The organism is Halomonas sp. JB37 (assembly GCF_002332255.1).
Lineage (GTDB): Bacteria > Pseudomonadota > Gammaproteobacteria > Pseudomonadales > Halomonadaceae > Vreelandella > Vreelandella casei.
On record NZ_NRGW01000001.1, the window covers coordinates 180,040 to 193,041 of the forward strand.

Annotated in this window: 15 protein-coding genes and 1 tRNA gene; 8 read left to right on the forward strand and 8 right to left on the reverse strand. The window is 56.8% G+C overall.

The window, feature by feature from the left end:
• Positions 1–52: 52 nt before the first annotated feature.
• From CIK78_RS00865 to CIK78_RS00880, 4 genes are read right to left on the reverse strand one after another with little or no spacing between them, the layout of a single operon-like run.
• Positions 53–1,984, reverse strand: a complete 1,932-nt coding sequence (locus CIK78_RS00865) for an alkaline phosphatase D family protein (RefSeq protein ID WP_096276325.1) — start codon at positions 1,982–1,984, stop codon at positions 53–55.
• Between the two features lie 15 nt (positions 1,985–1,999).
• Positions 2,000–3,379 carry a HAMP domain-containing sensor histidine kinase gene (locus CIK78_RS00870; protein ID WP_096276327.1) on the reverse strand — a complete coding sequence of 460 codons (1,380 nt, stop codon included), beginning with the start codon at positions 3,377–3,379 and terminating at the stop codon, positions 2,000–2,002.
• The gene (locus tag CIK78_RS00875) at positions 3,376–4,050 is read right to left on the reverse strand and encodes a response regulator transcription factor (protein WP_096276329.1); all 675 of its coding nucleotides are present in this window, start codon (positions 4,048–4,050) and stop codon (positions 3,376–3,378) included. The genes CIK78_RS00870 and CIK78_RS00875 overlap by 4 nt, the downstream gene beginning before the upstream one ends.
• A 30-nt stretch (positions 4,051–4,080) precedes the next feature.
• Positions 4,081–4,449, reverse strand: coding sequence for a hypothetical protein (locus CIK78_RS00880; protein WP_096276331.1), 369 nt, complete (start codon positions 4,447–4,449; stop codon positions 4,081–4,083).
• 148 nt (positions 4,450–4,597) lie between these two features.
• Here CIK78_RS00880 and CIK78_RS00885 point away from each other — a divergent pair, with 148 nt between their 5' ends.
• Both CIK78_RS00885 and CIK78_RS00890 read left to right on the forward strand, forming a co-directional pair.
• A complete protein-coding gene (locus CIK78_RS00885) occupies positions 4,598–5,074 on the forward strand; it encodes a hypothetical protein (RefSeq protein ID WP_096276333.1) in 477 nt (158 codons plus the stop codon).
• Positions 5,075–5,221: 147 nt separating this feature from the next.
• Positions 5,222–6,229: a DUF1853 family protein gene (locus tag CIK78_RS00890; protein ID WP_255249073.1), complete on the forward strand. Its 1,008-nt coding sequence runs from the start codon at positions 5,222–5,224 to the stop codon at positions 6,227–6,229.
• Here the strand turns inward: CIK78_RS00890 and proB are convergent.
• From proB to rplU, 4 genes are all read right to left on the reverse strand, one after another.
• Positions 6,224–7,363: a glutamate 5-kinase gene (proB, locus tag CIK78_RS00895; protein WP_096276335.1), complete on the reverse strand. Its 1,140-nt coding sequence runs from the start codon at positions 7,361–7,363 to the stop codon at positions 6,224–6,226. The genes CIK78_RS00890 and proB overlap by 6 nt on opposite strands.
• 98 nt (positions 7,364–7,461) lie before the next feature.
• Complete coding sequence (cgtA, locus tag CIK78_RS00900; protein ID WP_096276338.1) at positions 7,462–8,649, reverse strand: Obg family GTPase CgtA; 1,188 nt, start codon at positions 8,647–8,649, stop codon at positions 7,462–7,464.
• 171 nt (positions 8,650–8,820) lie between these two features.
• Positions 8,821–9,078 carry a 50S ribosomal protein L27 gene (rpmA, locus tag CIK78_RS00905; protein WP_096276340.1) on the reverse strand — a complete coding sequence of 86 codons (258 nt, stop codon included), beginning with the start codon at positions 9,076–9,078 and terminating at the stop codon, positions 8,821–8,823.
• Between the two features lie 29 nt (positions 9,079–9,107).
• On the reverse strand, positions 9,108–9,419 hold the full coding sequence (gene rplU / locus CIK78_RS00910) for a 50S ribosomal protein L21 (protein WP_096276342.1): 312 nt from the start codon (positions 9,417–9,419) through the stop codon (positions 9,108–9,110).
• Positions 9,420–9,746: 327 nt separating this feature from the next.
• Here rplU and ispB point away from each other — a divergent pair, with 327 nt between their 5' ends.
• The 6 genes from ispB to CIK78_RS00940 all read left to right on the forward strand — a co-directional run bounded on the left by ispB (position 9,747) and on the right by CIK78_RS00940 (position 13,001).
• Positions 9,747–10,751: an octaprenyl diphosphate synthase gene (gene ispB, locus CIK78_RS00915; protein WP_096276344.1), complete on the forward strand. Its 1,005-nt coding sequence runs from the start codon at positions 9,747–9,749 to the stop codon at positions 10,749–10,751.
• A 90-nt stretch (positions 10,752–10,841) separates the two neighbouring features.
• Positions 10,842–10,918: transfer RNA gene (locus tag CIK78_RS00920), tRNA-Pro, on the forward strand.
• Between the two features lie 126 nt (positions 10,919–11,044).
• Complete coding sequence (locus CIK78_RS00925; protein ID WP_255249074.1) at positions 11,045–11,713, forward strand: beta-ketoacyl synthase chain length factor; 669 nt, start codon at positions 11,045–11,047, stop codon at positions 11,711–11,713.
• Complete coding sequence (locus CIK78_RS00930; protein ID WP_096276348.1) at positions 11,710–12,498, forward strand: lysophospholipid acyltransferase family protein; 789 nt, start codon at positions 11,710–11,712, stop codon at positions 12,496–12,498. The genes CIK78_RS00925 and CIK78_RS00930 overlap by 4 nt, the downstream gene beginning before the upstream one ends.
• On the forward strand, positions 12,470–12,745 hold the full coding sequence (locus CIK78_RS00935) for a phosphopantetheine-binding protein (protein WP_096276350.1): 276 nt from the start codon (positions 12,470–12,472) through the stop codon (positions 12,743–12,745). The genes CIK78_RS00930 and CIK78_RS00935 overlap by 29 nt, the downstream gene beginning before the upstream one ends.
• Entirely contained in the window at positions 12,735–13,001 is a 267-nt protein-coding gene (locus CIK78_RS00940) for an acyl carrier protein (protein ID WP_096276352.1), read from the forward strand. The genes CIK78_RS00935 and CIK78_RS00940 overlap by 11 nt, the downstream gene beginning before the upstream one ends.
• Position 13,002 lies beyond the last annotated feature (1 nt).

The following is a 13,002-nucleotide window of genomic DNA, read 5'->3' on the forward strand; positions in this document are numbered from 1 at the left end:
TGACGCTTTGGAAAACGGGTGACATCATCCTGTCAAAGCCCCACCCCAACGGTTAACGCCCGCCTTTTGGCTTGAGACGCTCGGGCGGTGGGAACACCACATCGCTACCGTTCACATCGAGCTGGCGGATATCCGTTGGGTAGCCTTTCTCGTCGAGTGTGACTAAACCAATGCCGCTGGCGTTCCAAAGCCGTTCCCCGGCACTCGCCCGGTCGGGGTCACGGGGATGAACGCTGAGTTTGCGGCGCTTCGTAAACCAGTTAAGCGGCGACCACGGGGCATACATCCAGCGGTTCAGTCGATCAAAGGTATTGAGAAGATTCTTGGGAAAGGTGTTTTTAATCCCGCTGGAGGTAATCTGCCACAGATGAGGAGCGCGCCGCTGATGACGCACGACAATGTCGTAGACAAACGAGTAGTGCACATCGCCAGAAAGAATCACGTAGTTGCCCGGCGTTTTAGAGTGCTGCCAAATTTGCAGCAGCGCGTTAGCGGCGCCTCGGTGCGCCATCCAGTTCTCAGCATCCACTACTAACGGTTTACCCACGGCGGTAAATAGCTTTTGAATACTTTCAATTAATTTGACGCCAAACATCGGCGCAGGCGAAATGATCACTGCGCTCTTAGCGCCCATGAGCGCCTGCTGCATTTCCATCAGCGCTTCCCAATCCATGAGGCCAGAAGGCCGCTTGGGGCTGCGCTCACTGCGCCAACGGCGGGTGCGGGTGTCGAGCACAATAAGCGCAGGCGTACCGGGGATTTGAAACTCCCAGCCCTGAAAACGCAGCAAACGCTCAATTAATCCATCTTGTTCAGCACGCGCGAGCATCTGGCGACCATCGCCCAGCAGCGTAGCGGCATGGTGAATTAATGGATTAAGCTTATCCGGATCATTACCCCATGCTTGGCAGAGTAAATACGCGACCAGGGCATTACCGATAATGCGCTTAGAGAACGGGTGGCCGTAGGCGGTTTGCTCCCAGTCAGCGGTGAGGTTCCAGTCATCGGTCACGTCGTGATCATCAAAGATCATCAGGCTCGGCAAGTGCGCCAGCAGCCGCGCACACTGGGGCAAGCCCTCAACAAAGGTATCGATCACCTTCTGCTCTTGGCGATAAAGCTCGGCATCTTTTTCATCTAATACGGGCGGCGTGGGAGCAATCGCTTGCCAGGCCACCGGCGACCACACCAAACAGTACATGGCGAGCATTTCCGCCAGCGTCATTAAATGGTTGTGAGCATTGGCTGAGGTAAACACCGGCTTTTTGACACCGCCGAAAAAGCGCTCGCGCAGCGCGGCATTACTGGTGAAATCCGGCAGCAGCGCCGCGCGGCAATAATAGCTGTCAGGCGAGTCGTACAGCGCTTGGCTATCGTCTACCGTGGCGCCTTCTAACTGTTCGTCGACTAATCCTAGGCGTTCAATCAGTGCATGTACGGCGCGCAGCATCGGGCCGGCAACGTCGTCGGCGTAGACTTGGTCACCGGTCATCAGTAGCCAGGCAGGCCACTCGGTAGGCGCTGCCTGCTGATCGCCAAGCCAGCTGTCAGCACGCACCAAACCATCGGGGCTATCGTGATGTGGCTTACGGCAAGACCCATGCATCAGCCGGTGATGGCGCGAGGCAATCACAAACGCAGGGTAATCAGCTCCTTCATAGCACAGCCAGGGCGCCCACTCAGGCAACGACTGCACGCTACCCTGCCTCGTTTCAATCTGCAGGTCGTATTCGATACGCTCGTCGCAGGGCAGCGGCGTTTCAAGCTCAATATCGATCAGATGGATAAAGGCGCGCTTACCGATGGCAACGCACTGATGATGATGTGCTAAATAGATGGACTCGGCGTCATGCTGGCCGGGCCGTAGCACCAGCGTCATGGTCAGTGGCCGAGTGGCCACAAGCCACATCACCAGCCGGGTCGTGCTGATGCGCCGCACTAAAGGGCCAACTAAAATATCGGGCAGCGTATCCGTGCCATGCATTCAATGAAATCTCCGTTATCCGTTCGCCACTACGGGCAGCCCAACCACTACGTTTAAGCCTCCTTCGCTGGCGCGGGAAAGCTGCATATGGCCACTGTACAAAGCGACAAGGTCGGTGACGATAGCCAGCCCCAAACCACTGCCAGAGCGCTGCTCATCCAGGCGCTTTCCTCGCTGCAACGCCTGCTGGCACTGCGCGTCAGACATGCCGGGGCCATTATCACTTACGATAATAGTGAGCTGTTGCTCGTTAACCTGGGCCTGCAGCTGAACATCGCTGTGCGCCCAGCGCAGCGCATTATCCATTAAGTTACCTACCAGCTCCTGAATATCTTGCCCATCCATATGCACGTTCACGTCACGCTGCCATGTTTGGCGCAGCGTAATGCCGCGCCGCTGGCCAAGCTTGGCCAGCCCGTTTAGCAGCGGCGCTAACGTGGCATGCAGGTCAATGGGGGCAAAGCGAGCGCCCTCGCCTGCCGCCGATGCACGCGCTAAATGATGACGTACCGCGCTGTCTAAGCGCGTTAACTCCACTTCCCAGGTAGCACGGCTGTCTTCCGGCAGCTGGCGAAGCTGTAGACGCATCACGCTCAGCGGTGTCTTCAGCGCGTGGGCCAGATTACCGGCCGTGTGACGCCCGCGCTCAATTAAGCGTTGGTCCCGCGCCAGCACCGCATTCATTGAGGCGGCCAGGGTCGCCAGCTCGTCGGGCAAGCGAGTATCCAGCTGCTCTGCATGCCCCTGCTCTACCTCATGCAGGTTGGCCCGCATACGCCGCAGCGGCGCTAACCCCCAGCGAACTTGCAGCGCCAAAACGCCTAATAGCAAAATGCCTAGGCCCGCCAAACCGCCCCAAAGAAGACGTTGGAATTCGCGAATATCCGCAGCTAATACATCGTCCCGCGCGGCAACGCTGATATGCAGGGGTCTTTCCAAAGGCGCTAAATAGATATCACGCTCAACAACGCGCAGCGATTGCCCGCGCGGGCCTGACAATGAGCGCGCGCTGAGAGTGTCATTGGCAATAACCGGCAGACGTTGATCCCACAGCGAGCGGGAAGCCAACGTATGCTGGCCAGCATCGGTTATTTGCCAGTACCAGCCGGAGTAAACGTTATCAAACCGTGGGTCACCCAGCGCCCGATCGTGGACAAGCTGCTGGGCGGTGCGGTCATAGGTGACGCCGGCGATAATCACATTGAGCGTGGCCTCCAGGCGCTCGTCAAAGGCCTGGGTCGCCGCTAAATGGTAATGGTGAGAAAGCAGCGTACCGGCAACGGGGAGGGCCAGCCCGACCATCAGCAGCACCGCCAGTAGTAGCCGCACGCCGATGGAACGCCCGGCCCAACGCTTTTTCCATTGATTACGCCACGCAGAACGGGGGTGACTCATTCGCTGGCGGGCTCTTCTTCTAAGAGCCGATACCCCTGCCCCCGCAGCGTGGCAATGCGCCAGCTGCCCAACTTACGGCGCAGGCGGCTGACCTGCACGTCGATCACGTTAGAGTCCGGCTCATGGTCACGGTCGTATACGTGCTCTGAAAGCTCGGTACGACTCACCACGCGCGGTGCGGCATGCATCAAGTAGCCGAGCAGGCGCGTCTCTTGGGCGGTTAAGCCCACCGGACGCCCCGCCAACGCGACGTGCTGCGTATGCGTATCTAAGCTGAGCTCGCCGGCTTTCAATATCGGGTGTGCATGCCCGTGGCTGCGGCGAACCAGGGCGCGCAGGCGAAAAAGCACTTCCGCCGGTTCAAAAGGCTTAGTGACATAGTCATCGGCACCGGCGGTAAAGCCTGCTGCTTTATCGGCCCAGCGCTCACGGGCGGTAAGAATGAGCACGGGCAGGTCAATACCATCTTCGCGCCAAGCCGCTAGCCAGCGAGTACCGTCACCGTCAGGCAGGCCTACATCCAAAATGAGTGTGTCATAAGCTTCCGTGCGCACCAGGAAATCGGCATCTTGGCCCGTGGCCGCATGCTCTACAAGCCAATCGCCGTCGCGCAGCGCCTGACTTAGCTCGCGGGCGAGCGCGTGGTCGTCTTCTACCAGCAAACACTTCATGACTGACTACCCTTTTCTTATATAAAAAAGCTAACGGCGCATATCGTTAATGCGCGCACCTTCAATAGACATTAGCTCACCGCTTTGGCCGTCAAATTCAAATTCAACGATCTGGCCTTGGGGTCCGAGCAGCTTAATTTCATACTCTACAAACCCGCGCTCACGCTCCACCTCAACTTCGAGCACCTCACCAATATAGTGAGCTTCAAGCCAATCTAAAATAGTGTCCAGCGACACCACTTCGCCACGATTCACCTCGCCATGCAGAGATTCCCAGGGCTGATCGCCCACTGCGCTACTGACCAGTAATAGCGCTAAGGCTAAACTGGCAACACTGCGGCAAGCGCTTTTTTGGAAGCGGCCTAGTGGCGTTATAAGGTGACGTACGACATTACTCATATTGCCAGAATGCCTAAGGCAACATGAACGTTAGATGAACGGTTTTGTCAGCTTAAGGAAAGTATCCCAGTGGTATAAATTCCCTGTCGCATTGGCTGAGTGCCATTGATTCACGTAAATGATTCGTCACGTAAAGAAGGAATTTGCTATGAACACCATGAAAAAAATGCTGCTGATCCCGACCTCTGCCCTACTACTTGCCGCTGCGGCTGGCAGTGCTCAGGCTGACTCACTGCCAATGGATCGTATTGATGACGTATTGACCCACGCAGGCGACTACGGTTTCACCCATTACGAAGAAATTAGCATTAAAAGCCGTGGCCGTGTGGAAGTAGAAGGCTGGCTGGACGATGAGTGGTATGCCGATATTGATTTCTCACTAGATGACGGCGAAACGTTGCAAGAGCAACGCGAGCGCCTAGTCACCGGTGCCTGGGGTATGAGCGAAGACGATATTCGCCAAGCGCTGAATGTTGCCAGCCAGGAAGGCATGGTTGAGTTTGAAGACCTCGACATGGATAAAAGCGGCATGATCGATGTTGAAGGCCGCGACGAAAATGGCCGTGAGCTAGAAATCAGCGTACGCCAAGGTGCTGATCAAGTCAGCGAGATTGATCGCGACTAATCTATCGCATCAACTCTACTCGCGGTGTTTGAAGCCGCCCTGCGGGCTCCCTTTAAGGGAGCCCGCTGCGTTATAGCCCCAGCAATAGCCAAGCGTCATAATGACCTCAGCAGGAAGCGAATATAGCCGCAGACTGAGGAGAACGCCGTGCATAATGACAACATTGATGGCCACCCCTCCGGCGACACGCTACCCACCGCGGCGCTGCGTGATTTAGCCTGGTTAGCCGCCACGCCGGACCTTATTGAGATGGCGCCACCGATTCCCTGCGCAGGCCGCCCGACGCTTAAAGAACTAGGGCTGGAAAACTCGCTGTTGCCCTGGCTGCGCCAACTCCCAATACCTTCGCTAACAGCTTTAACGGGGTCGCGGGCCAATCGCATGGGGCATTATCACGAACGCCTTTGGCACACGTTGCTCGATCACGCCCCCAACACACGCATGCTAGCGCACAACGTACGCATTACGCGTCAGCGCATTACGCTGGGTGAGCTGGATATGCTTTACCGCACTCGCGACAATCCGGCACCGATACATTTGGAGGTGGCGATTAAGTTCTATCTGGGTTTGCCGGAAGGGCCTGGGGACGTGCGTAGCCAAAGCCGCTGGATTGGCCCTGGCGGAGCAGATAGCCTAGCGCTTAAATGTGCCCATTTACAGCGCCACCAGTTGCCGCTTTCCACAACGCTGCCTGCGCTGGCAACCCTAAATCATTGGCTAGCACCGCGTGACCTGGGCGCCTCTAAACTAACGTTAGGTGAGCAATTAACGCAACGGCTAGCCATACCTGGCGTTCTGTACTACCCCTGGAAAACGCCCTGGCACACAGAGATGCCTCCACCAGAGGGCGCCACGCTGAATCACCGCCGTGGCTACTGGTGCTACTGTCGAGATTGGCCTGCGTTTGTCGCCAGTTCAGCTGCAGTACCGACGATAGCCTGGCTGGAAAAACCGCATTGGCTGGCACCACCGCTATCCAGCGTTTTTCGCCCCATTGATAAAGTGCTGCCCGGCGTCATCGATAAAGTGCACGCATGGCGCTCGCCTCAGCAGATCATGCTCTATTACCAACATGAACACCGCTATGAGCGCGTTTTTTTGGTGCCTGACGACTGGCCGCACCAAGTGCCTTTACCGCCGCCAGCTCGCTTATAGAACCACAAGATTATCGCGGTGAATCAATTCGTGAGCCTCTACGTAGCCAAGGATCGCTTCAATCTGATGGCTGGGCTGCCCCGCCAGTTGGTGCGCTTCATCAGCGCCGTAGTTCACCAAGCCTTTGGCCACTGATGCGCCCTGCTCGTCCACGCATACCACCATATCGCCACGTTTAAAGCTGCCCTGCACACTGCGAACGCCAACGGCTAATAGGCTAGAGCCTTTATCGCGCAGCACTTTAACTGCGCCAGCATCCAGCACCAGCGTGCCGCGCACCTGCAGTTGCCCCGCCAGCCAACGCTTACGCGCCGCGATCGGCACCTGATCAGGGCGCAGCAGCGTGCCCAGCGACTCACCCGCCATTATCCGATTGATAACGTCAGGCTGACGCCCGCTCGCAATGACAGTGACCGCCCCAGAGCGCGCCGCCAGCTGCGCCGCACGCACTTTAGTACTCATGCCACCACGCCCTAGCGCACCGCCGCTGCCTGCAACAGCCGCTAAGCGAGGGTCGTCGGCGCGCCCTTCGGCTATCATCTGAGCATTTGGATTATGCCGCGGGTCAGCATCAAACAGACCTTCCTGATCGGTCAACAGCAGCAGCGCATCGGCTTCCAATAGATTTGCAACCAGCGCTCCGAGCGTATCGTTATCGCCAAAGCGAATCTCATCGGTGACCACGGTATCGTTTTCATTGATCACCGGCACCACGCGCATTTCCACCAACGTGCGCAGCGCCGAAAGCGCATTGAGGTAGCGCTTGCGGTTAGAAAGATCGTCGTGGGTGAGCAGCACCTGCGCCGTGAGCATATTGTGGCGCGCAAAATGCTGCTCATAGCACTGGGTGAGTCCGTTTTGACCCACCGCCGCAGCGGCCTGAAGCTCATGCACCGCGCTGGGCCGCACCTGCCAGCCAAGACGCACCATGCCAGCAGCCACGGCGCCAGAGGAAACCAGCACCACCTCAACACCGCGCTGATGCAAGGCTGCGATTTGATCCACCCAGCCGCCAATGGCCGGTTCGTCCAGGCCGCGACCATCGTTAGTCAGTAACGCACTGCCGATCTTTACCACGACTCGACGCGCACGACTCAACGCGCTGCGTCCGAGAATTTGCTCGTTACTTTCCATCCGCCCCACCTTTATCAGACACAATAAGGGCCGCGCGAACGCAGCCCTTATTAGCTTACTATCTTATACCCTTAGCTGGGTCACGCTATTTTGCCAAGCTATGGGGCATATTCAACTTCAACATCATAATCATCGTCGTCGAAATCTTCGTCGTCTTCATCGTCACGCTTACGCCGACGACCCAGACGCGCTTCAGTACGTGCGACCGACTCTTCTTCCATGCGACGGCGCATTTCCTGCTCACGAATCAGCGCTTCTTCATCTTCGTGCTCAAGGCGACGCTGTTCGGTCAGCCAGCGATACGCCGCCTGAACCAGCTTATCGGTGCCATCGCTACTGATGGCCGAGATACGGAACACCGGGCCTTCCCAGTTAAGCGCCTGAATAATCGCCTGGGCGCGCTCTTCGCGCTCGTCTTCCGGCAGCAGGTCAAACTTATTCAAGACCAGCCAGCGCGGACGCTCAGAAAGCGCCGGTGAGAACTGCCCCAGCTCGCGCACAATCGCCTTCGATGCCGCGACCGGATCAGACTCATCAAACGGCGCTACGTCGACGACGTGAAACAGCAGCCGCGTACGCGTCAGGTGCTTCAAGAAGCGCAGCCCTAAGCCGGCACCGTCAGAAGCCCCTTCGATCAGACCCGGCACGTCGGCCATTACGAAGTGTTCGTGCATGCCCAGCTTCACCACGCCTAAATTGGGCACTAGCGTAGTGAACGGATAGTTAGCGACCTTGGGCTTGGCGGCAGACACGGAACGAATCAGCGTGGACTTGCCCGCATTAGGCATACCCAGCAGACCCACATCGGCCATTACCTTCATTTCCAAACGCAGGTTACGGCGATCACCGTCGGTACCGGTTGTGGTACGACGCGGCGCGCGGTTGGTCGAAGACTTAAAGTGGATGTTACCCAATCCACGCCGACCGCCTTCACCAACCAATACTACCTGGCCGATCTCGGTCACATCCGCGATGACTTCCAAAGTATCTTCGTCAATCACCGTGGTGCCGACCGGCACTTTTACGTGTAGGTCTTCGCCGGCCTTGCCGCTCATTTGACGGCCCATGCCGCCCTGACCGTTTTCCGCTTTATAAAAACGCTGGAATTTGAAGTCGATCAAGGTGTTAAGCGCATCGTCACCAATCAGGTAAACGCTACCACCGTGACCGCCATCACCCCCATCGGGGCCGCCCCTGGGCACATATTTTTCGCGGCGAAAGCTCAGACAGCCATTGCCGCCTTTGCCCGCCTCAACAATAATCGAGGCTTCATCGACGAACTGCATTGGATTCTCCCGGCCGCTTCCGCCGCCCTAATATGCAATACTTTTTTTCACCGGCGCTTTTATCCACCATCGTGGTAGCAAAGCGTATGCGAAAAGAGTTTTAACCGACAAAAAAGCCCCGCCATAGCGGGGCTTTTTTACGCAGCATCTATCTAGCGCTGCGTTTTTCGTTTATGCAGAAACGATGCTAACGAACTTACGGTTTTTGGGACCTTTGGTCTCAAATTTCACAAAACCGTCGCTCAGCGCGAACAGCGTGTGATCGCGGCCTAGGCCAACGCCTGTGCCAGCGTGGAAGCGCGTGCCGCGCTGACGCACGATGATGTTACCCGCAGTCGCCGATTGGCCACCGAACAGTTTCACACCTAAGCGTTTAGACTCGGAATCGCGACCGTTACGCGTGGAGCCAGCTGCCTTCTTATGAGCCATTGCAAAAACCTCCTAAAGGGACAAACCGCTTACGCGGAAATTCCGGTAATTTTGACTTCAGTGAACCACTGACGGTGGCCCTGACGCTTCATGCTGTGCTTACGGCGACGGAACTTGATGATCGTCACTTTTTCGCCACGGCCGTGGGAAACCACTTCGGCAGAGACTTTAGCGCCGCCAATCATTGGCGCGCCAATGTTGAAGTCATCGCCGTCTGCAACCATCAGCACTTCATCAAACTCGATCGTTTCGCCGGTGGCGACTTCGATTTTTTCGAGCTTGAGGGTCTGACCTTCTTGAACGCGGTACTGTTTGCCACCGCTTTTAATAATTGCGTACATGTCACTCTCCGGACTTGTCGTTAATGCCAATTACGCCCCGCGTAACCAGCGCTCATCGCCTTCCGCTCTTATCGACCTGCTGCGAGTGGCGCCCCTTCTGGAGCCATCTGACAGGGAGCATGATGAGTGGGTCGCGGATTATAACGACTATCGCCTCTTACCACAAGACTACCTGTACTCGTCAATGGTTGGGAGAAGCCATCACGGCTGAGCGCGCCTTGACGCCCAACAGGCAGCGCCATAGCATGAGCCCAACGCATCACCATAACGAATGACATAACTACGGGCGGCACTTACCGCCTTCACCTGCCGCGATGAACGGATCCAATGACCGCTAACGTCTCCTCAGCCCAACCCGTCAGCCCAACGCCTTCACCGCTGCACGCCGTGGTGGCCGAGGACTTTGCAGCCGTCAATCGGACAATTATTGAGCAGCTCACGTCTAAAGTGCCGCTGGTCGAAACCATCGGCCAGTACATCATTGAAAGTGGCGGTAAGCGCCTGCGCCCTCTATTGGCGCTTTTAGCCGCGCGCGCGCTCAACTACACCGGCGAAAAACACATCCCGTTGGCAACGCTGATTGAGTTTATGCATACCTCGACGCTGCTGCATGATGACGTGGTTGATGAATCTCACATGCGCCGGGGCAAGAAAACCGCTAACGATGCCTGGGGCAATGCGCCGTCGGTGTTGGTGGGTGACTTTCTCTATGCTCGCTCCTTTCAGATGATGGTCGACGTGGGCTCCATGCGCATCATGGCGATTCTCTCCGGCGCCACCTGCATCATCGCCGAAGGAGAAGTGCTGCAGCTCACCAACATTGGCAATCCCAGTATTTCTGAGGCGGACTACTTCGAGACCATTTTGGGTAAAACCGCCATGCTGTTTGAGGCGGCTTCCCACAGCGGTGCCGTGCTGGCCCAAGCTACTCCCGAACAAGAGCACGCGCTTCAGTATTATGGCCGCTATCTGGGCCTCGCGTTTCAGCTGATTGATGACCTGCTGGATTATCAGGGCGACGCTGACGCCATGGGCAAGAACGTTGGCGACGACCTGGCCGAAGGCAAGCCGACGCTGCCGCTGATTCACGCCATGGAGCAAGGCACCCCAGAGCAGGCCAAGCTCATTCGCCAGGTGATTCGCCAAGGCGGGCTTGAGCAGCTAGACGCCGTACTGGAAATTGTTCATGCCACCGGTGCACTCGACTACACCCGCCAGCGCGCCGAAGAAATGGCCGACAAAGCCCTTGAGCAACTGAACACTCTACCGCCCAGCACTTATCGCGACAGCATGGCGCAGTTAGCCCGTTTAGCCGTTGATCGTAAAGCATAAAAATTGCTCGATCACGCTATCAAGGGCTTGAAAAAATGGCCCTGAATCAGTATGATCCACTCCCGCTGTTGAGCAGTGCTCGGCAGCTTTCGGAATATAGCTCAGCTTGGTAGAGCGCTGCCTTCGGGAGGCAGAGGTCGTAGGTTCGAATCCTGCTATTCCGACCAAGAACACTATAAAAAACGGCCACTTAGCTCTTTTAGCAAGTAGCCGTTTTGTCATTTATGTAACCTCTCTTTTCCAGCCCCCTTGATTAAGTTAAAGTAGCCGCCCTTTTGAGTGGTATCAAAGCAGTGTCCTTTCCCCTATATATCGAAGAATGGCTGGGCTGGCTTCCCGAAGAGACGATAATCGCCAACAGGCCAAATCGCCTTATCTCAGCTCCGCTGGGGGGCATGCTGCCCGCTATACTGCGGCGGCGACTCGATGATACCGGACGTGCCACCTGCGACATCCTGCGAGAACTCGACCCCCAGGCTGATGCCCCTTTAGTGCATGCCTCACGGCATGGCGATACGACACATACGCTTGCGATGCTGGAGAGCCTGCAGCGTGGCGAACCTATCTCCCCTACCCGTTTTTCGATGTCAGTGCATAACGCCATTCTGGGCGTTCACTCTATTGCACAGTCGCATCATCGCCCTTTGCAGGCGTTAGGGGCGTGTGGTGATGAATTTGATGCGCTTGTTTACGAGTCCCACGGGTATTTGATGGCGGGCTACTCTAGCGTCGTTGCCGTGTTCTCGGAAAGCTCACTGCCTGCTGCTTATCAAGGAGTTACGCAACACCCGGGGACGGCCTGTGTGGTTGGCATGCGCTTTACCCTGAATCAAGGGCGCGCTATTACGCTATCGAAACCCGGGCAAAGCACTTCCCCTACGCCGGTCAACGTGCTGAACTGGCTCAACGGAGAGACCACTTTCCTGGACGGCCGACAGCGCTGGCACCTGGAGCAGGAATGAGCATCAGTCAACTGTACCGCGGTGCGGGTACCGCTATTTCTTTTGCAGCCTTCGGGATCGGTGGGCTTTTTATTGGCCTGGTGATTGCGCCGTTGCTCAACCTGTGTGTGCGCGACACTGAACGGCGCCATCAACTGGCGCGACGCCTTATTCAAGCCTGCTTTCGCGGGTTCATCAATTTGATGAAAGGCCTCGGCGTGCTTGATTACCGCTTTAGCCATTCCGAGCGCCTCAAGCGTCCTGGCTTGCTAGTGATTGCCAACCACCCTTCATTGATTGATGTCATTTTCTTGATCGCCCACACGACTCACGCCAACTGTATCGTGAAGGGCCGACTGGCCCGCAACCCGGTTACCCGAGGCCCTATCCGTGCCGCAGGCTATATCACCAACGATGACCCCGAGTCAGTGCTGGAGGCTGCCCGCCAGAGCCTGCAAAGCGGCGATTCACTGATTTTATTTCCTGAAGGCACTCGCACTAGCCCGAAACGCCCTATCAAGTTTCGTCGCGGCGGGGCTAATATCGCCCTGCGCACAGGCACAGCGATCACCCCTGTTCTGATACGCTGTGCGCCAACGACCCTGACCAAGCATGAACCCTGGTACCACATCCCGGCGACCAGAGTTTTAATGGAATTTAGTGTGCTTGAAGACCTGGATGTTAATTCAACTGGCCAACAACCAACCGGCCAGCTCGCCAGGCAGCTAACGCAATGGCTGAGCGACCACTTCAACACAGAACTGGAACACCTTCATCATGACCGAAACCTGCCATCAGACGCTTGAAATCGAGCTCAAGCGTCTCATCATTGACGCGCTAGAGCTTGAGGATATTACGCTTGCCGATATTGACCCACACGCCCCTCTGTTTGGCGAAGGGCTGGGGCTTGACTCAATTGATGCGCTTGAGCTTGGACTGGCACTGCAAAAGCAGTATGGAATCAAGCTTGACTCCGAAGCCGATGAGACGCGGCGTCATTTCGCAAGCCTGGCGGCGCTGCAAGCGCTCGTGGAGGCCCGCCGTGTCAATTGAAACCGCTGACCATCAGCGCGCAGAGATACTTGCTCATATTCGCAAGACACTGGTTGAGCTGTTCGAGATCAATGCCAGCGACATAGAGCCGAATGCCCGCCTCTATGAAGATCTGGATATCGACAGCATCGATGCGGTGGATCTCGTCGTCGAGCTCAAGCAATTTACCGGACGACGCATCAGGCCCGAGGATTTCAAATCGGTGCGCACGATCAACGATGTTGTCACGGCCGTCGAACAATTGATGCAGCAGTAAC